Source organism: Streptomyces sp. E-08, from assembly GCF_049913095.1.
In the GTDB taxonomy this organism is placed as follows: Bacteria; Actinomycetota; Actinomycetes; order Streptomycetales; family Streptomycetaceae; genus Streptomyces.
Genome location: NZ_CP183971.1, coordinates 7,405,150 through 7,422,923 on the forward strand (window position 1 = coordinate 7,405,150; position 17,774 = coordinate 7,422,923).

Sequence of the window (17,774 nt, forward strand, 5' to 3'; positions counted from 1 at the left end):
CCGACAGCACCCCATGTGCCTTCGTCGGTTGCCTCCGATTCTGTGATTCCTGCTTTGCCGCGGCCGTAGGTGGCCGAGGCCCGGCGTGTGCGGGCGGCGGGGTTGTTCGGGCAGGGGCGTTCGGGCGCCGAGATCGCGCGGATGCTGGGAGTCGGCGATGGGAGCGTGCGGCGGTGGAAACGAGTGTGGGAGGAGGGCGGCACGGACGCCTTGCGCCGGAGCCCGGCCACCGGTCGGCCGCCGAAACTGGATGATGCCCAGGTCGAGCAGGTGCGGACCGCGCTGGAGCAGGGTGCCCAGACGCCCGGCTTCGGAGCCGATCTGTGGACCCTGGAGCGAATCGGTGCGGTCGTCAACCGGTGACGGGGGTGTCGCTGTCGAGGGCGTCGGTGTGGCGGCTACCGACCGGCCGGCTCGGGTGGAGGCTGCAACGGCCGGAGCGTCGGGCGGCGGAACGGGACGATGCGGCGATCGCCCGTTGGATCGCGCACGAATGGCCGCGGATCAGAAAGGGGCCGTGAACACACGTGCCTGGATCGTGTTCCTCGACGAATCAGGAGTCTCCTTGCTCCCTCAGCCGGCGCCACGGAAAAGGGCATCCACCGCATCAACAACAACCCCCGAGAGCCATGGTCCTTCCTGGCCACACAGACCTGACAACCAGCCACCACACCCACCGAACTTACGAAAGATCAGTAGAGGCCCTGACAAAAGTCGTTGGTGATGCAGTGGCGAATGCTCTTTGGCCTGCTCCTGCTCGCGGCTTGCCCGGGTGCGTTCAGTCCAGGTTCGGATGTAGCTCGGGACGGGCCTCCCACCAGGAGCGATAGAAGGTGTTGTGGGGGACATTGTCGAGATACGCATATCCTGCTGCCCGGTACAGCAGCCGGGCCCGGTCTTCGGAGAGCGTGGATCGGTTCCAGGCGAGGCGGATGCGGCCGGTGAGCGGGTCGCCGGCCAGCGGCCGCAGTACCGTGCCCTCGGCGTGCGGCGAGGTCGGCTGGCACAGGGAGATGGCCCGTCCGGCGGCGATCAGGTCCCAGCGCATCTTGCGGTCTGCGATCCGGTAGCGCAGCTTCGGTGTGAAGCCGGCTCTGCGGCAGGCGTCGACCATGGCCTCTTGGCTGCCGTCATCTTCCTCCACGATGATCGTCCAGGTTTCCTCCGCCAGATCGGCCAGGTGGATCTGGTCCTGTCCGGCCAGCGGGTGGGTGGCCGACAGGCGTACGCAGGCCGGCTCCTTAGGGATGAGGGTGCGGGCCGCCACGCCGTCGGGGAGCGGTACCTCGTGGTCGGAGACCTCTCCGTACATGATCGCGTCGTATTGTCCGGCGCCGAGCATGTGGGTGAGGGTGGTCACCGAGTGCTCGGTGTTGACCTCGATCTCGTGGCCGGGCAGTTCCTGTTCCAGGTGTCCGAGCAGCCGGTCGGTCAGGACGAGCAGGATGGAGCCGAGCCGCAGGGTCGGGTGCGGGGCGGCGGCCCGGGCGCCCGCTGTGAGGGCGTCCATCTCGCCGATCACCCGGCGTGCCTTAGACAGCACGAACTGGCCCAGTGGCGTCGGCTCGACGCCGTGTTGGCTGCGGACGAACAGCTCGCCGCCCGTGACGCGTTCGATCCGGCGGAGCTGGGCGGACAGGCCCGGCTGGGACACTCCGAGCAGGGCTGCCGCGCGCCCCAGACTGCCTGCTTCCGCTATCCGGCAGACAGCTTCGAGATGTCTCAATTCCAACTGCACTTCAGCAGCATATGCAGGGAGGAAGGTGGTTTGGCGAGGGGGTTGGTCACTGTTCGGACACCTCCCCGGCCAACGACACCGGCACCAAGGTCACCGACACAGATGTCGACGCCCTGCCCCTACACCGGCACCGCTTCCACGGCTACTGGAACTACACCCTCTATCCGCAGCACGACGACGCGGCCGGCGCGGCCGAGGGCCCCCAGCCGGCACGGGCCAGACCGTCCGCCCGAGGCGCAGGCTTTGGCCGTATGCCTTCGTCGAGGCTAGGGTGTGCCGCCGTACTCGGCGGATCGCTCCCCTGGAGAAGGTGGGAATGGGGCTCATTGATGCAGACCACGCGGGGCTGGTCGTCGCGGCGCACGCCGGTGACGACCGGGCGCGCGAGGAGCTGATCGCCGCGTACCTGCCGTTGGTCTACAACATCGTCGGGCGAGCGCTGAGCGGACATGCCGACGTCGACGACGTCGTCCAGGAAACCCTGCTGCGCGTGGTGCGTGACCTGCCCGCCCTGCGTGCCCCGGAGAGTTTCCGGTCGTGGCTGGTGTCGATCACGCTCCGCCAGATCAACACGCACTGGCACCGGCAGCACGCCCTCGCCGACCGGACCACGGTCATCGACGAGGCACGCCGGATACCGGACGCCGGCGCCGAGCCCGTGGACGTGACGATCCTGCGGCTGCACGTGTCGGACGAGCGGCGCCGGGTCGTCGAGGCCGGCCGGTGGCTCGACCCGGACCACCGGATGCTGCTGTCCCTGTGGTGGCAGGAATGCGCCGGCCTGCTCAGCCGGGAGGACATGGCCGCCGCGACGGGGCTCACGGTCGCGCACGTCGGAGTGCGCCTGCAACGCATGCGCGAGCAGCTGGAACTGTGCCGGACGATCGTCGCCGCGTTGGAGGCCGACCCGCGCTGTCCGCAGCTGGACGGGACCGTCGTCGGCTGGGACGGTGACCGCGCGTCGGTGTGGCGCAAGCGGATCGCGCGGCACACCCGTGACTGCTCGGTCTGCACGGGGGCGTCGGCGGAACGGGTGCCGGCCGAACTGCTGCCGCTCAGCCTCACGACGCTGACCGTCCCGGCCGCACTGGTCGCCGCGCTGGCCGCCAAGGGCCTGCTGTCGGGTACGGCGGCGAGTGCTGCCGGGCTGGTCGGGGCCCCCGTCGCCGTCGGCACGGCGACGGGGGGAGGTGGTCTGCACGGCGCTCTTGCCGGCAAGCTCCAGGCGGTGACCGCTCATCCGCTGGTGAGCCTCGCGACCGGTGCGGTGCTCATCGCGGGGACCGCCACCTACGCGACCTGGCCCGAACCGGCGCCCCGAGTTCCCGGCGCCACCGCCGCTCCCACGGTCGGCGCCCCCACGCCTCTTCCCTCGCGCACCGCCACCTCCGCCGGACCGTCCCCGGCGAGTCCGTCCCCGGCGAGTCCGTCCCCGGTGAGCCGGCCCTCGGTCGGTCCGTCCGCCGTCCCGGGCACCGTTGCGCTGGGCGCACGATCGCTGGAGTCCGCGGACAGTCCCGGCCTGTTCGTCACCTACAAGGGCGACTTCGCCTCCCTCGGCGGCGTGACCGCGTCCAGCGGCGCGCAGGCACGTCAGCGGATCACCTTCACGGTCGTCGGGGGACTGGCCGACATGCGGTGCGTCACCTTCCGCGCCGCGGACGGCCGGTATCTCCGTCACAGCTACCTGCGGCTGCGGCTGAGCACCGACGACGGCAGCGCACTGTTCCGTGAGGACGCCACCTTCTGTCCCCGTCCCGGGGCGGTCGCCGGGACCGTGACCCTGCACGCGCACAACTATCCGGGATCGGTCCTCCGCCACCGCGACGGCGGTATCTGGCTCGACGGCTCCGACGGCACGCGGACCTTCGCCGGCCAGGCTTCCTTCATCGTGCGCAGCCCCGGGGCCTGAGCACCGCTCCTCGGGCGATCCACCCACAGCTGACCCACACCGTGACCGGCGTTCACCGCAGACCGTTGCGGCGCCCCTCTTCCATGGGCGCGACCAGGTCACGGCGTCCGGCATACATGGGCGCGACCAGGTCACGGCGTCCGGCATAACGCTTTCTGCCTGCGAGATGCGTCACCGGGCAATCCTGCGGACGGCGCGACTTTTTTCGTTACGAGACCGCGCGCTCGCAAGCCTCCACTTCAGGGGTGTCCTTCCCGCGGCCCGTCATGACGTGCCGACGCGGCAGGGGCCCGACCCCCACAGACGTATCCCCTGAAGAAAGCGCCTCACATGACGCGACACATCCAAGAACCCAGCGCGACCGGAATGCAGCACCCGCGAGGTGAATCATGAAGGGCCTGCACCGGCTTCGCCGGCGTCGCCGGACATGGGCGGTAGGGCTGTCGGCCACGGCGCTGGTGGCCGGCGTCGTGACGCTCCTCCCCAGCTCCGCCGGAGCCGCGGGGCTGGGCGCCCAGGCCGCCCCCTCGGGCAGGTACTTCGGCACGGCCGTGGCCGCGGGCAGGCTCGGCGACTCCGCGTACACCGCGATCGCCGACCGGGAGTTCAGCATGATCACCCCGGAGAACGAGATGAAGTGGGACGCCGTCGAACCGTCCCGCGGCAACTTCAGCTTCGGCCCCGCGGACCGGATCGTCGATCGGGCCCTGGCACACGGCCAGCGCCTGCGCGGCCACACCACGGTCTGGCACTCGCAGCTCCCCTCCTGGGTCGGGGCCATCCACGACGCGAAGACGCTGCGCGACGTGATGAACCACCACATCACCACCGAGATCAGCCACTACAAGGGCAAGATCTACGCCTGGGACGTGGTCAACGAGGCCTTCGCCGACGGCGGCAGTGGCGGGCTGCGCGACTCGGTCTTCCGGAACGTGCTCGGCAACGGCTTCATCGAGGAGGCGTTCCGCACCGCCCGTGCGGCCGATTCCTCGGCCAAGCTCTGCTACAACGACTACAACATCGAGAACTGGTCGGACGCGAAGACCCAGGGCGTCTACCGCATGGTCAAGGACTTCAGGTCCCGCGGCGTGCCGATCGACTGCGTCGGGTTCCAGAGCCACTTCGGGGCGGGCGGCCCGCCGGCCGGCTTCAAGACCACCTTGGCCGGCTTCGCAGCCCTGGGCGTCGACGTCCAGATCACCGAGCTGGACATCGCCCAGGCCTCACCCACCCACTACGCGGACGCGGTCAGCACCTGCCTGTCCGTGCCCCGGTGCACCGGCATCACGGTGTGGGGCGTCCGTGACAGCGACTCCTGGCGCAGCGGCGAGAGCCCGCTGTTGTTCGACAGCGGGGGCAAGCCCAAGCCGGCGTACACCGCCGTCATGAGCGCTCTCCATTCCGGCTCCGGTACCACCCCGGGCAAGCCGACCGACGGTACGGGGGAGATCAAGGGCGTCGCCTCCGGCCGCTGCCTCGACGTCCCCCGCTCCGCCACCGCCAACGGCACGCGGGCCCAACTGTGGGACTGCAGCGGGCAGACCAACCAGCGCTGGACCTACACCGCCGCCAAGCAGCTGAGGGCGTACGGCGACAAGTGTCTGGACGCCAAGGGCAAGGGCACCACCAACGGCACCCCGGTCGTCATCTGGGACTGCAACGGCGGCGCCAACCAGCAGTGGAACGTCGATGCCGGCGGCGCGATCACCGGCGTCCAGTCCGGGCTGTGCCTCGACGCCGTCGGCGCCGCCACCGCGAACGGCACCACGATCCAGCTGTACTCCTGTGCGTCCGTCGGCAACCAGAAGTGGACCGGGCCCTCCCTGACGGGCGGCGGAACGTGCGCCCTTCCGTCGACGTACAAGTGGAGTTCGACGGGTCCCCTCGCGCAGCCGTCGAACGGGTGGGCCGCAGTGAAGGACTTCACCCACGTGATGCTGGGCGGCAAGCACCTGGTCTACGCGTCGAGCGCGTCGGGAACCTCGTACGGCTCGATGGCGTTCAGCCCCTTCACGAACTGGTCGGACATGGCGTCGGCCGATCAGATCCGGATGGGCCAGAACGCGGTGGCGCCCACCCTGTTCTACTTCGCGCCCAAGAAGATCTGGGTGCTGGCGTACCAGTGGGGTGCCTCGCCCTTCAGCTACCGCACGTCGAGCGACCCCACCAACCCCGACAGCTGGTCCGCGCCGCAGCCGCTGTTCACCGGCAGCATCCCCCGCACCGAATCCGGCACCGGCCCGATCGACCAGACCCTGATCGCCGACGAGAAGAACATGTACCTGTTCTTCGCCGGTGACAACGGCAAGATCTACCGGGCGAGCATGCCGATCGGGAACTTCCCGGGCAACTTCGGCTCGTCGTACACGACGGTCATGAGCGACACGGCGAAGAACCTCTTCGAGGCGCCGCAGGTCTACAAGGTCCAGGGCCAGAACCAGTACCTCCTGACCGTCGAGGCTCGGGGTGCGAACGAGCGGCGCTACTTCCGCTCGTTCACGGCCTCCAGCCTGAGCGGTGCGTGGACCCCGCAGGCCGCCGGCGAGAACAACCCCTTCGCGGGCAAGGCCAACAGCGGCGCCACCTGGACCGACGACATCAGCCACGGTGACCTGATCCGTACCAACCCCGACCAGACCATGACCATCGACCCCTGCAACCTGCAGTTCCTGTACCAGGGCAAGTCCCCTACCGCGGGCGGACCCTACGACCAACTGCCGTACCGGCCCGGCGTCCTCACCCTGCAGCGCTGACCTGCCCGATCCACGGTTACACAAGGAGAAACACCCCCCATGAACACCCCCACCAACGCCGGGCGCCGCGGCCGCCACCGCCGTCGCAGGACCGCCACCGCTCTGCTGCTCGGTGTCCCCGCCACCGTCGTGCCGTACCTCCTGTTCGTGCAGGACGACTCGCAGGCCGCGACGGTCGACGACAGCGCTTACTACAAGCTGGTCTCGGTACGCAGCGGCAAGGTGCTGGACGTCAACGCCTTCTCCACCGCCGACGGCACCCGTATCCAGCAGTGGACTGATCAGAACACGGCCAACCAGCAGTGGAGGCTGCGCTCCACCGGCGACGGCTACTACGAGCTGGTGAACCGCAACAGCGGCAAGGTGCTCGGCATAACGGGCGATTCGACCGCGCAGGCGGCTGCCGCCGAGCAGCAGACCGACAGCTCCTCCGCCTCCCAGGAGTGGAGGATCGACGAGGTGAGCGGTTCCGGCGCCGTCACCTTCACCTCCCGCAGGAGCGGCCAGGTCCTGGACGTCTCCGGAGGCACCACGGCCGACGGCGCGGCGGTCATCCAGTACGGCGGCCATGGCAGCACCAACCAGCAGTGGAAGCTGGTGAGGACGGCCGAGGCCCCGGCCACCGGGACCGGACCGTACGCGTGGAAGAACGCCCAGGTGGTGGGCGGCGGTTACGTCACAGGGCTGGTGTTCAACCCCCGGGAGAAGGGGCTGCTGTACGCGCGTACCGACATGGGCGGCGCCTACCGTTGGGACGCCGCGGCCGAGCAGTGGATCCCGCTGACCGACTGGCTCGGCGAGAAGGACTGGAACCTGCTGGGCATCGACGCGCTGGCCACCGACCCCGTCGACCCCGACCGGCTCTACCTCGCGACCGGCACCTACACCAACGACTGGGCCGGCAACGGCGCGATCCTGCGCTCCACCGACCGTGGCCGCACCTTCCAGCGCGCCGACCTGCCGTTCAAACTGGGCGGCAACGAGGACGGCCGCGGGGCCGGGGAGCGGTTGGTGATCGACCCTTCGGACAACCGCACCCTGCTGCTGGGCACCCGTAAGAACGGCCTGTGGCGCAGCACGGACAGCGGTGCGACGTGGCGGCAGGTCTCCTCGTTCCCCGTCAAGGACGGGGCGGGCAGCGGTGGCGGCATCTCCTTCGTGACGTACGGCCCGGCAGGCAGCAACACGGTCTACGTCGGCGTCGCCGACGGGTCCACCTCCCTGTACCGCTCCACCGACGGCGGCACCACCTGGCAGGCCGTCCCCGGACAGCCCACCGGCCAGTTGCCGCAGCACGGCGTCCTCTCCGGCGACGGCTCCCTCTACCTGACGTACACCAACGCTCTCGGCCCCAACGGCGTGACGGCCGGCTCGGTGTGGAAGTACACGCCGAGCGGCGGGGCCTGGAAGAACGTGTCCCCCTCCCAGGGCGGCTACGGGTTCTCCGGCCTGGCCGTCGACCCGCGCAAGCCGTCCACGGTGATGGTCACGACCCTCGACCGCTGGTGGCCCGAGGACGAGATCTACCGCACCACCGACGGCGGTACGACCTGGAAGGCGCTGGCGGACCAGTCGGTGCGGGACGCCTCGGGTGCTCCGTACGTCGGCACCCACACCGGTCACTGGATGACCGCCCTGGCCATCGACCCCTTCGACTCCGGGCACGTGCTGTACGGCACCGGCAACGGCATCTGGCGCAGCAAGGACGCCGACGCCACCGACAGCGGCGGCACCAGCCACTGGACCGCGGGGGCGCGGGGCCTCGAGGAGACCGCACTGATGGACGCGATCGCCCCGCCCGGCGGCGCCGCTGTCGTCACCGCCATGGGTGACCAAGGCGGTTTCCGCCACGACGACCTGAACAAGGTCCCGGCCGGGCGGCTGAGCAATCCGGTGATGACCAACAGCACGGACATCGACTTCGCCCAGTCCAACCCCTCGGTGATGGTCCGCGTCGGCCACGGCGGCGCGCAGGACGGCGCCTACTCCACCGACGGCGGCATCAGCTGGAACGGCTTCAAGGCCGAGCCGGTGGCCGGTGCCCAGGACGGCCGCGTCGCGCTCGCGGCCGACGGCTCGACCATCGTCTGGACCCAGTCCGGCCAGGCCCCGTACCGGTCGACCGACAAGGGAGCGAGCTGGTCGAGGGTCGGCGGACTGGGCGCCGACGCCGTCGTCATCGCCGACCGCTCCTCGGCCGGGACCTTCTACTCGCTGAGCGGCGGCACGCTCTACGCCAGTACGGACGGCGGCGCGACCTTCACCGCCCGCGCCTTCGGCCTGCCCTCCGGCCCGGTCACGGCCGTCCCCGGCATCGCCGGAGACCTGTGGATCGCCGGCGGCGGCCAGGGGCTGCTGCACTCCACCGACGGCGGCCGCACCTTCACCGCGCTCACCACGGTGAAGTCCGCCTCCGCCCTCGGCTTCGGCAAGGCCGCACCCGGCGCCTCCTACCAGGCCCTGTACCTGATCGGCACCGTCAAGGACGTCACCGGCGTCTTCCGCTCCACTGACAAGGGCGCCACCTGGCTCCGCGTCAACGACGACGCCCACCAGTGGGGCAGCATCGGTGGCGTCGGAGTCATCACCGGCGACCCGGACGTCTACGGCCGCGTCTACATCGGCACCAACGGCCGCGGCCTCCAGTACGGCGACCCTTCCTGACCCCGACACCGGATGACTCACGTTCGACGTCTGAGCTGAGGCGCGATCGCTGACAGGCCGCCGCCCTCCTGGCCGATGGGACATCTCGGCCGGAGGGCGGCTTTCCGCTGTAGAGCGGCCCGTGGGTGGCGGTTGCGGAGCGGTGGCCCGGGTCTTTCGCGGACCTGACCCGCGGGGAGGGTAGGTGCCGTGCGCCAGCCAGTGCCGGCCGGCGCCCGTCAGGACGACGCTCCAGCGCCCGCCCTTCCGGTCAGGTCCTGGTTCTGCGGCGCCTGACACGTGGTCTTGCGGGAGGTGGGGTGGGATCGCCGGCCGACGCTGTACGGCTGCAGCCCGGCACCGAGCTCTTCGGCGCCAACGTCGACGCCGAGGGGCCGTGGGCGATGCTCGACCGGTCAGCAGCCGCAGCCTGATGTGCGGCTGTCGCGGCGACCTCTTCCGCCGGCTCCTGGCGAGGTGCGGCGGCACCGGACGGCGTCGTCCGAGGCGGCGGCGCGTGTTCGCCCCCGCGCCGCTGCTGCGCAGCGCCCTGCGAGCGGGCCGACGGGGCGGCTACCTGCGGGGCGCCACTCCATTTCGTCAGGCGGTCATCGCATCGCGGACGAGCGCGGTGTCCACGAACTGTTCGAAGCGGACGATGAGTCCGCCGCGGACGGTGAAGTGGTGGGCGACGCGTACGTCGATGGGCTTGCCGGTGGCTTTGTTGGTCGCGGTGTAGCGGGCGAGGACGACGACGTTCTCGCCGTCCACGACGTACGTGTCGTCGTGGGCGGTCCAGTCGTCCCAGTCGGCGCCGAGCTTCTCCATCACGTTCGCGGTGACGCCCTCGGGCGTGCGGTACGTCCCGGCCAGCGGGAAGCCGGCCATCTCCGTCCACTCCACGTCCGGGGCGAGCGTGGCCCGCAGTTCCGTAAGGTCACCGGCCGCCGAGGCCAGGTACTGGCGGCGTACGACATCGGCGGGGGCGGTGGAGGTGGCGAAGACGGTGCTCTCGTAAGGCATTTCGGTCAGCCCCACTTCATCTCGCCCTTGGCGACCTTGGCCCCGATCTGCGCGGCGATGAGCATGCCGTAGTCCGGGTAGCGGGTCACCAGGGCCTCCGTCAGCGCGGCGCCGTCCGCGGCCTTGGCCAGTTCATCCTCGAAGGCGAGCAGGTAGTCGCGGGTGGCGGTGATGGCGGAGGCATCGGCCGGAGTGCCGGGCAGCCGGTGGCCCGGCACGACCAGCGCGGGCTTGAGGGTGGCCATCTCGTCGAGCAGCTTCAGCCAGGCCGAGCGGTCTTCGGGGGTGGGTGTGTCGGCGACCCAGACGTGTTCCTGCTGGAAGAGGAGGACGCCGCCGAGAAGGGCCCGCTGCTCGGGCTGCCACAGGTAGTGGCGGTCGGGCAGCGCGGCCGGGCCGCCCTTGAGGTCGAAGCGGTGGCCTTCCAGGGTGAGGCTGCCGGTGAGCGGGGTGAGGTCGACCAGGCGGGTGGGCAGGTTCGGACCGAGCGCCTCCCACGCCTTGAGCTTGCCCTCGTAGGAGTCCTTGATGTGCTCGATGACGAGCGGGGTCGCCACGAAGGCGGCCTCGGGGAAGGCGTCGGCGATGACTTCGGCGCCGAAGTAGAAGTCGGGGTCGGCGTGGCTGATGAACACCGTGGTCAGCGTCTTGCCCGAGTCGAGGATCTCGGCGACCAGGCGGTGCCCGTCGGCGCGGGTGAAGGCGGCGTCGACCAGGAGCGCCTTGTGCTCGCCGGTGACGAGGGTGGCGGTCTTGTTCTTCGACCCGGCGGGGAAGTCCAGGTCGAGGACCTTGAAGGAGAGGGTGCTCATGGGGGGCTCCGTATGGGGTGGGGGGTCAGGCCGTGAGCGCGGCGAGGCGCTGGTCGATCTCGTCGGGTGTGGCGTGGCCGCGGGCCAGTACGCTCACGCGCGCGCCGTCGACGGCGAGGAGCGTGGGGAACGCGTTGACGCCCAGCTCGGCGGCGCGTCGGAAGTCGGCCTCGGCCGCGGCCCGCACCCCGGGCGCCTCGAAGGCAGCGACGACGGCGTCGGCGTCCAGCCCCATGCTTCCGGCGACCGTCCGGTAGGTCGCGGGGGCGGACAGGCTCAGGCCGTCGACGTAGAACGCGCGCTGCAGGGCCGCGGCCGACTCGACCGCACGGTCGGGGGCGGCGGCGCGCAGGGCCGCGACGCCCCGGGCCGCCGCCTCGGAGTCCATGACGAACGAGCCGTCGGCGATCAGCCGCGTGTACCCCGCGCCGAACTCGGCGCCGGTCAGCTCGGCGATCTTGGCATTGGCGCCCTGGACGTAGCCGAACTCGCGGATCGGCACCCGGCGCGGCCCGGTGAACAGGCCACCGGAGACCACCTCCACAGGCAGTCCCGAGTGGCGGGCGGCGACCTGGCGCAGAGTGTTGGAGAACCCGTGCGACCAGCCGCAATAGGCGTCGAAGACGTTCACGAGCTTCATGATGGCCTCGCTTGAGATGCGGCGCCCGCCGAACGCGAGCGATGTACCTGACGAAACAGTAACTGACACGTCAGATATTCCCCGGGGGTCCGACGCCCCTTCCCGGCAGGCCGAAAGTCCCTCGCAGGGCGCAGCGTCAGGGCAGGCGCGGCAGCACGTCACGCGCCGAATGACTCAGAATTCGCAGATCCTCGATGAACCGGTCCCGGTCGCCGGGCGGAATCGGCTCCAGGAAGTAGCGGCGGATGTTCTCCACATGCACCCGCGACGCGGCCACCGCCTTCTGCGCGCCCTTCGGCGTCAGCCGGACGAGGCGGCCGCGCCGGTCGCCCGGGTCCTCGACCCGCTCGACGAGCCCGGCCTCCACCATGCGGTCCACCAGCCGCGTGGCGCCGCCCGTGGTCAGCACCTGCTCCTGGGCCAGGGCCCGCATCGGCAGGCCGGGCTCACCGGCGCGTCCCAGGATGAGCAGCACCTCGTACATGAGGTGGCTGATGCCGCACTCCTTCTCCAGGGCCCGGCCCAGGATGTACTCGAGGCGGTTGGCGGCACCTTGGAGGCGGCCGAAGGCCAGCACCAGATCATTGTCCGCGGCTTCCTTCGCCGTCGAGATCCGCGCTTGCTCGGCCCGCTCGTTCACAGCCTCGCCGTCCCCTCTTGCCAGCCCCGTTTCCCTACGATCATGCCGCACGGCCGGTGACGAGCCCGCAGCTCCCGGTCCGGAAGGGCGAGCCGAGCGTCGAATCCGACTGGGGTATTACTGAGAGTGGCCGCGATCTCAGCCTCCGTAGGGCGTAGACCGTCGCCTCGGCGACGCCGAGGCCTGGGGCTGGTCATCGTGAGGTGGATCTTGGCTTCGGAGTGTGGGGGCAGGGTTTCGTAGGCGCGGGCCAGACGGCGGTCCAGCTGCGTCGGCTGCGGTCGCGCACCGGGAGGTTCGGCAGCGGGTTACCGTGCCAGAACAGGATCGGCGACGGGGGCGGTTACCGGCCGGGGCGGCGCTGTCGGAGGCCACCAGCAGTACGCAACACCAGCAGTGACGGATCCGGAGAAAGGTTCGGGGTGGGTCAGCCGCGGGTGTTCCACACCAGCGGCGCGCCGCGGATCCAGGTCTCCTCGTCGACGGCGTCGAGGAGGAAGCGAGCGAGGTCGGCCCGGTTGATCCAGCGCCCGGGGGTGGTGGTGCCGGGGTCGGCGGCGCGCAGGGGTCCGGTGGCGGGCCTGTCGGTGAGGGCGACGGCGCGGGCGAGGGTCCAGTCGGTGTCGGAGGCGCGCACGACCTGGTCGACGCCGGTGTGGTCGGTGAAGCCGACCTTGATGTTCGACAGGTTGATGAACGCCTTCACCAGCGGGTTGAGGCGGGCCCAGTCGTCGCCGGCGCCCTGTGAGGAGGTCAGGGCGATCCGCCGGATGCCCTGTTCGGCCATGACGGTCAGGGTGTTGCGGGCGGCGTCGGTCATGAACATCGGCGGGCTGACCGGCTTGGCCCAGGGGTTGTCGGAGGCGCGGGCGTTGTTCAGCACGCTGATCACCGCCCGGGTGCCCCGGGCGGCCTTGCGGATGTCGTCGATGTTCGCGGGCGTGCCCTGGATCAGCTCGATGCCGGCCGGGGCGTGGACGGCGGAGGGATCGCGGACGAGGGCGCGGACGCGGTGGCCGCGTTCGGTGGCCTGCGCCAGGACGTGGAGGCCGGTGCGGCCACTGCCGCCAAGGACGAGCAGGTCGGTCATGGGAAGTCATCGCCTTTCATGGGCAAACGGCCGACGGCGGGCGCCGGCCGGGGACGGATTCGGAAGGTCAGAAGGAGTACGGGCCGAAGCGGCCCCAGGCCACCACGACGGCCAGGGCCAGCAGCACGGCGTTCATGCCGATCGCGCTGTACTCCCGGCGGCGGAGGTGGAAGGTGCCGGCCAGCGCCATCACCACCGCGAGGCCGACGGCGGCGAGCGGGGTGAGGAGCACCGCGATGCCGGTGGCGGCGGGCAGGACGAGGCCGAGGGCGGCGGCCAGCTCGGCCGCCCCGATCAGCCGGACCGTGCCCGGGGCGAGGTCTTTGGTGTAGGGAAGAGCGCCGGCGAGCCTGTCGATCGGCTGGGTCGTCTTCATGACGCCGGCCGTCGCGAACACTGAGGCCAGCAGTCCCTGCAGGACCCACAGCAGGACGTCATCGGACTCCTCGGTTCTGGATCACGGGGGCTATGAGGGGGTTCAGCCGTGTGCGGGGACGGCGCAGCCGTCCGGGCCGCAGGCCGGGGCGTCACCGCCACCGGCGACGGAGGTGAGGGGGTGGGTGTCGTCCCAGGCGGTGCGGAGCAGGGTGGACCACCTCCACCTCGCCCGCGTGCTCGAACCGCTCGACGGCCCGCTGCAGACGGTGATGGCCCAGCCCGCACCAGGGGCACGTCACCTCGGACCAGATGTCCACCTTCACCGCGCAACTCCAATTCTTACGACTTGTTCGTAACGCCATGGTGGACCAGTATGGAAGGCGGTACAAAAGGCACATCCGTGTGCGTGCCGGAGAGGAATGTGCGTGATGGAACGGGCAAGCGAAGTGGCGAAGACCGGTGAAGCGAAGGCGGTCGGTGGGACGGAGGCGGTCGGGGCGGCGGCGATCGGGCCGTGCGCGGCGATCCCCGCCGCACACATGGCCTTCATCCGCGAGGTCCTGGACCGCGTCGGCGACAAATGGAGCCTGCTGCTGATCGCCGTCCTGGAGCCGGGCCCGCTGCGCTACACCGACCTGCAGCGCCAAGTCCCCGGGATCTCCCAGCGCATGCTCACCCTCACCCTGCGCCAGCTCCGGCAGGACGGCCTGATCTCCCGCACCGCCTACGCCGAAGTGCCCCCGCGCGTCGAGTACACCCTGACCCCGCTCGGCCGTGGCCTCCACGAGATCGCCACGTCCCTGGTCGGCTGGGCCGCCGCCCACCACGACGAGATCCGTGAGAACCGGGCCCGCACGACCTCAGCGCAGCCGAGTACGACTGCACGCGCCTGAGCGACCGGAGACCGTCACCGACGGTAGCGAAACACGCGGCCACCCGACTCCCCGTCGGCCGCCGGCGCGACACACATCAGGATCCGAGGAGCCGCTTTGACCACCTCACCGCCCCGTAGACGAGCACGCGCGCTCGCGCTGATCACCGCGCTCGCGGCGATGCTCCTGGCGGGCGCCGCCCCCGTCGCCCAGGCCGCCGAGGACATACCGCTCGCCCCCGGCCACCGGCTCGTCGACCACTACGAGGGCGCTCCCGCCACCGCGCGGCCCGTGCCGGGCAAGGGCCCCGCCCAGCACCCGTACCTCGCCCCCAACGGCCGCAGCGGCATGCACGCCGACGGCGCCGGCAGCGGCACCCACCCCTTCTCCGGGCCGCTCGGACGCGACCCCGAGGTCCTCAGCGCGAAGATGGCCGCCGTCGGCGGCGAGTGCGCCACCGTCACCTTCGACTCCGGCGGCCGTCTCGTCACCGTCTGCGGCACGTTCAGCGGCTTCCTCCTGAAGCTGCTCGACCCGCGCACCCTGGACACCCTCGCCGAGTACGAGCTGCCGCAGCGCTCCTCCACCGTCGAGGCCGTCACCCGCCTCGACTTCGAGAAGATCTTCAAGGACACCTCCGGCGGCGCCTACTTCTACCTGGACGACCGGGACCGGGTCGTCCTCGCCGACTCCCGCCAGCACGTCCTGCGCATCGCACATCGTCAGAAGGCCGACGGGGCCTGGGAGTTCACCGTCGAGAACGACTGGGACCTCACCTCCCTCGTCCCGCACGACTGCGTCAGCTGGACCAACCTCTTCCCCAGCGGCGTCTGCGACCCCGTCACCTCCGTCATGCCGGACTGGGACGGCCGCATCTGGTGGGTGACCCGCCTCGGCCGCGTCGGCACCGTCGACCCCGCGACCGGCGCCCTGCGGGTCATCCGGCTCGACGGCGAGGAGATCCAGAACTCCTTCTCCGTCGCCGAGGACGGCGTCTCCATCGTCACCGACCACGCCCTGTACAGCTTCCGAGCCGACGCCGACGGCGCCCCGCGCGTCCAGTGGCGCGAGGCGTACGACCGGGGGACCGGCACCAAGCCCGGTTCGGTGAACCAGGGTTCGGGGACCACCCCCGACCTCTTCGGCGACCGGGACCAGTACGTCGCCATCACCGACAACGCCGACGACCGCATGAACGTCCTCGTCTACCGCCGGGGCGCCGGCGTGCCCGCCGCCGAGCGGCTCGTCTGCAAGGTGCCGGTCTTCGGCTCCGGCGCCTCCACCACCGACAACTCCCTGATCAGCTGGGGCAACAGCCTCGTCGTCGAGAACAACTACGGCTACGAGAACCCGAGTACGCTCCTCCTCGGCCGCAGCGTCGTCGGCGGCGCGACCCGCGTCGACGTCCGTGCCGACGGCAGCGGCTGCGACACCGTCTGGGAGAGCGACGTCCGCTCGCCCTCCACGGTCCCGAAGCTCTCCACCGCCAACGGACTGCTCTACTTCTACGAGAAGCGGCCCAGCGTCTGGGGGATCGACGCCTGGTACCTGACGGCCGTCGACTTCCGCACCGGCAAGCGCGCGTTCTCGCGCTTCACCGGCACCGGTCTGTCCTACGACAACAACTGGGCGCCGATCACCATCGGCCCCGACGGCACCGCGTACGTCGGGGTCTTCAACGGCATCGTCGCCGTCCGCGACAAGGCCTGACGGAGGACGGCGCGGCGCCCCGTGGCGCCGCGCCGTCCCGCTCCGCCTACTCGAACTCGGGCATGTCCCCGACGGTCGTCTTCTCGTCGATCACCGCGAAGGCGGCGCCCTGCGGGTCCAGGATCGCCGCGAACCGGCCGAACGGGCTGTCCATCGGCCCGAACACCTTCCGACCGCCGAGGGCCTCGGCCCGCTCGACGGCCTTGTCGCAGTTGTCGACGGCGAAGTAGATCTGGATGTACGCGGGGATCTCGGCGGGGAAGTCCTCGTCCGACATCACCATCCGGCCGAGGACCGGCTGCGGGCCGCCGAGGTCGAAGACCCGGTAGTCCATGTGCTCGTCCTTGATCTTCTTGGACCCGAAGCCGAAGACCTCGGTGAAGAAGGCGTCCGCCTTCGCCGGCTCACGGGTGAAGACCTCCGCCCAGGCGTACGCACCGGGCTCGCCCTCCCGCTCGAAGCCCTCGTGCGTGCCGCCCTGCCAGACGCCGAAGGTGACGCCCGAGGGGTCCTGCGCGATGCACATCGAGCCGAAGTCGCCGACCTGCATCGGCTCCATCAGGACGGTGCCGCCCGCGCCCCGGATCTTCTCCGCCGTCGCCGCGGCGTCCGGCGAGGCGAAGTACAGACACCAGGCCGACTGCGGCTCCCCGTCCTGGCCCGGCATCGGCGGGACGACGGCCGCGACAGCCTTGCCGCCCTTGTAGGCCTGTGTGTAGTTGCCGAATTCCGAGGAGGACTCGCCGAACGTCCAGCCCAGGACATCGCCGTAGAACGTCTTGGCGCCCTCGACGTCGGTGAACATCGCGTCGGTCCAGACCGGCGTGCCTTCAGGTCGTGCGGCCATGACGGTGACTCCCACTTCCGATTCGATGACGTGTTCCTCCGGCCACGCTAGCCACGCTCGCCGGGGCCCGCGCGGCGACGCACCGCTACCGCCGGGTTCAGCCGGACAGCCGGCCCAGGGAGTACCGGTGGAAGGGGGCGTCGGGGACGGCGATCCCGGGCCGCCACATCCGCAGCACCTGCGCCGACGGCAGGAACAGGGCCTCCGGAAGGTCGTCCGGGTCCGTCCACGCCCAGCGCTCGATCTTCTCCGGCTCCGCCACGGCGGGCTCGCCCCGGAAGTTCCGCACGGCCGTGGCCGCGGTCATCCGGGTCAGCCGCGTCGAGGTGACCGTGTCCAGGAGGAGTCCGAGGACCTCCACGTCGGAGGCGTCCGCGACGAGCGTCGTCTCCTCGGCCAGCTCGCGCACCGCCGCCTCCTCGACGGACTCGCCCGGCTCGACCTTGCCGCCCGGCAGCTCCCACACCCCCGAGCGGTCCAGGCCCAGGAGGATCCGGCCGTCCCCGTCGGTCACCACGACCCCCGCGCCGAACGAGGCTCCGGCGGTGGGCGGCTCGGTGTTGCGGCGGGCGGTGGCGGCGTGATCTGCGGTCGTCATGGGCCCTGTGTACCAGGCACCACTGACACGCCCCATGACGCGCAACAAAAGTCCTCAAACCTCTTGAAACGTGTGAAAAAGGGAGGACACTCGTTCTTACACCGGACAACCGGAGAGA

At 70.8% G+C, this 17,774-nt stretch carries 16 protein-coding genes; 7 read left to right on the forward strand and 9 right to left on the reverse strand.

Annotation, left to right across the window (positions count from 1 at the left end; genetic code table 11):
• The first annotated feature begins 69 nt into the window (after positions 1 to 69).
• Together ACN9MM_RS34070 and ACN9MM_RS34075 are read left to right on the forward strand one after the other, a co-directional pair.
• Positions 70 to 363: a helix-turn-helix domain-containing protein gene (locus tag ACN9MM_RS34070; protein ID WP_426367596.1), complete on the forward strand. Its 294-nt coding sequence runs from the start codon at positions 70 to 72 to the stop codon at positions 361 to 363.
• A 5-nt stretch (positions 364 to 368) separates the two neighbouring features.
• Complete coding sequence (locus tag ACN9MM_RS34075) at positions 369 to 521, forward strand: winged helix-turn-helix domain-containing protein (protein ID WP_426367597.1); 153 nt, start codon at positions 369 to 371, stop codon at positions 519 to 521.
• 257 nt (positions 522 to 778) lie between these two features.
• Here the strand turns inward: ACN9MM_RS34075 and ACN9MM_RS34080 are convergent, their stop codons facing one another.
• Complete coding sequence (locus ACN9MM_RS34080) at positions 779 to 1,738, reverse strand: LysR substrate-binding domain-containing protein (RefSeq protein WP_426367598.1); 960 nt, start codon at positions 1,736 to 1,738, stop codon at positions 779 to 781.
• Between the two features lie 316 nt (positions 1,739 to 2,054).
• Between ACN9MM_RS34080 and ACN9MM_RS34085 the strand changes: the two genes are divergently transcribed.
• The 3 genes from ACN9MM_RS34085 to ACN9MM_RS34095 all read left to right on the forward strand — a co-directional run bounded on the left by ACN9MM_RS34085 (position 2,055) and on the right by ACN9MM_RS34095 (position 9,067).
• The gene (locus ACN9MM_RS34085; RefSeq protein ID WP_426367599.1) at positions 2,055 to 3,650 is read left to right on the forward strand and encodes a sigma-70 family RNA polymerase sigma factor; all 1,596 of its coding nucleotides are present in this window, start codon (positions 2,055 to 2,057) and stop codon (positions 3,648 to 3,650) included.
• Positions 3,651 to 4,039: 389 nt separating this feature from the next.
• Complete coding sequence (locus ACN9MM_RS34090; RefSeq protein WP_426367600.1) at positions 4,040 to 6,403, forward strand: non-reducing end alpha-L-arabinofuranosidase family hydrolase; 2,364 nt, start codon at positions 4,040 to 4,042, stop codon at positions 6,401 to 6,403.
• A gap of 39 nt (positions 6,404 to 6,442) precedes the next feature.
• Positions 6,443 to 9,067, forward strand: a complete 2,625-nt coding sequence (locus ACN9MM_RS34095) for an RICIN domain-containing protein (RefSeq protein ID WP_426367601.1) — start codon at positions 6,443 to 6,445, stop codon at positions 9,065 to 9,067.
• Between the two features lie 579 nt (positions 9,068 to 9,646).
• Here the strand turns inward: ACN9MM_RS34095 and ACN9MM_RS34100 are convergent.
• The 6 genes from ACN9MM_RS34100 to ACN9MM_RS34125 all read right to left on the reverse strand — a co-directional run bounded on the left by ACN9MM_RS34100 (position 9,647) and on the right by ACN9MM_RS34125 (position 13,681).
• Positions 9,647 to 10,069 (reverse strand): nuclear transport factor 2 family protein, encoded by a 423-nt coding sequence (locus ACN9MM_RS34100; protein ID WP_426367602.1) that lies wholly within the window; start codon positions 10,067 to 10,069, stop codon positions 9,647 to 9,649.
• A gap of 5 nt (positions 10,070 to 10,074) precedes the next feature.
• Positions 10,075 to 10,881 carry an MBL fold metallo-hydrolase gene (locus ACN9MM_RS34105; RefSeq protein WP_426367603.1) on the reverse strand — a complete coding sequence of 269 codons (807 nt, stop codon included), beginning with the start codon at positions 10,879 to 10,881 and terminating at the stop codon, positions 10,075 to 10,077.
• A 25-nt stretch (positions 10,882 to 10,906) separates the two neighbouring features.
• The gene (locus tag ACN9MM_RS34110; RefSeq protein ID WP_426367604.1) at positions 10,907 to 11,521 is read right to left on the reverse strand and encodes a DsbA family protein; all 615 of its coding nucleotides are present in this window, start codon (positions 11,519 to 11,521) and stop codon (positions 10,907 to 10,909) included.
• 136 nt (positions 11,522 to 11,657) lie between these two features.
• Complete coding sequence (locus ACN9MM_RS34115) at positions 11,658 to 12,161, reverse strand: MarR family winged helix-turn-helix transcriptional regulator (RefSeq protein WP_426367605.1); 504 nt, start codon at positions 12,159 to 12,161, stop codon at positions 11,658 to 11,660.
• A gap of 427 nt (positions 12,162 to 12,588) precedes the next feature.
• Entirely contained in the window at positions 12,589 to 13,251 is a 663-nt protein-coding gene (locus tag ACN9MM_RS34120) for an NAD(P)-dependent oxidoreductase (RefSeq protein WP_426367607.1), read from the reverse strand.
• Positions 13,252 to 13,318: 67 nt separating this feature from the next.
• Positions 13,319 to 13,681 carry a DoxX family protein gene (locus tag ACN9MM_RS34125; protein WP_426368898.1) on the reverse strand — a complete coding sequence of 121 codons (363 nt, stop codon included), beginning with the start codon at positions 13,679 to 13,681 and terminating at the stop codon, positions 13,319 to 13,321.
• Between the two features lie 487 nt (positions 13,682 to 14,168).
• On the opposite strand from ACN9MM_RS34125, the gene ACN9MM_RS34130 reads away from it, so the two are divergent.
• A complete protein-coding gene (locus ACN9MM_RS34130; protein WP_426368899.1) occupies positions 14,169 to 14,522 on the forward strand; it encodes a winged helix-turn-helix transcriptional regulator in 354 nt (117 codons plus the stop codon).
• A gap of 159 nt (positions 14,523 to 14,681) precedes the next feature.
• Positions 14,682 to 16,211, forward strand: a complete 1,530-nt coding sequence (locus ACN9MM_RS34135; protein WP_426368900.1) for a hypothetical protein — start codon at positions 14,682 to 14,684, stop codon at positions 16,209 to 16,211.
• 46 nt (positions 16,212 to 16,257) lie between these two features.
• Here the strand turns inward: ACN9MM_RS34135 and ACN9MM_RS34140 are convergent, their stop codons facing one another.
• A complete protein-coding gene (locus ACN9MM_RS34140; protein ID WP_426367608.1) occupies positions 16,258 to 17,058 on the reverse strand; it encodes a VOC family protein in 801 nt (266 codons plus the stop codon).
• Between the two features lie 97 nt (positions 17,059 to 17,155).
• Positions 17,156 to 17,656, reverse strand: a complete 501-nt coding sequence (locus tag ACN9MM_RS34145; protein ID WP_426367609.1) for a nucleotide triphosphate diphosphatase NUDT15 — start codon at positions 17,654 to 17,656, stop codon at positions 17,156 to 17,158.
• Positions 17,657 to 17,774 lie beyond the last annotated feature (118 nt).

Bases quoted from the DNA above. Each gene is read 5' to 3' on its own strand.
- ACN9MM_RS34085 (WP_426367599.1), top strand. From the start codon at position 2,055: ATGGGGCTCATTGATGCAGACCACGCGGGGCTGGTCGTCGCGGCGCAC.
- ACN9MM_RS34090 (WP_426367600.1), top strand. From the start codon at position 4,040: ATGAAGGGCCTGCACCGGCTTCGCCGGCGTCGCCGGACATGGGCGGTA.
- ACN9MM_RS34095 (WP_426367601.1), top strand. From the start codon at position 6,443: ATGAACACCCCCACCAACGCCGGGCGCCGCGGCCGCCACCGCCGTCGC.
- ACN9MM_RS34100 (WP_426367602.1), bottom strand. From the start codon at position 10,069: ATGCCTTACGAGAGCACCGTCTTCGCCACCTCCACCGCCCCCGCCGAT.
- ACN9MM_RS34105 (WP_426367603.1), bottom strand. From the start codon at position 10,881: ATGAGCACCCTCTCCTTCAAGGTCCTCGACCTGGACTTCCCCGCCGGG.
- ACN9MM_RS34110 (WP_426367604.1), bottom strand. From the start codon at position 11,521: ATGAAGCTCGTGAACGTCTTCGACGCCTATTGCGGCTGGTCGCACGGG.
- ACN9MM_RS34120 (WP_426367607.1), bottom strand. From the start codon at position 13,251: ATGACCGACCTGCTCGTCCTTGGCGGCAGTGGCCGCACCGGCCTCCAC.
- ACN9MM_RS34130 (WP_426368899.1), top strand. From the start codon at position 14,169: ATGGCCTTCATCCGCGAGGTCCTGGACCGCGTCGGCGACAAATGGAGC.
- ACN9MM_RS34135 (WP_426368900.1), top strand. From the start codon at position 14,682: ATGCTCCTGGCGGGCGCCGCCCCCGTCGCCCAGGCCGCCGAGGACATA.
- ACN9MM_RS34140 (WP_426367608.1), bottom strand. From the start codon at position 17,058: ATGGCCGCACGACCTGAAGGCACGCCGGTCTGGACCGACGCGATGTTC.
- ACN9MM_RS34145 (WP_426367609.1), bottom strand. From the start codon at position 17,656: ATGACGACCGCAGATCACGCCGCCACCGCCCGCCGCAACACCGAGCCG.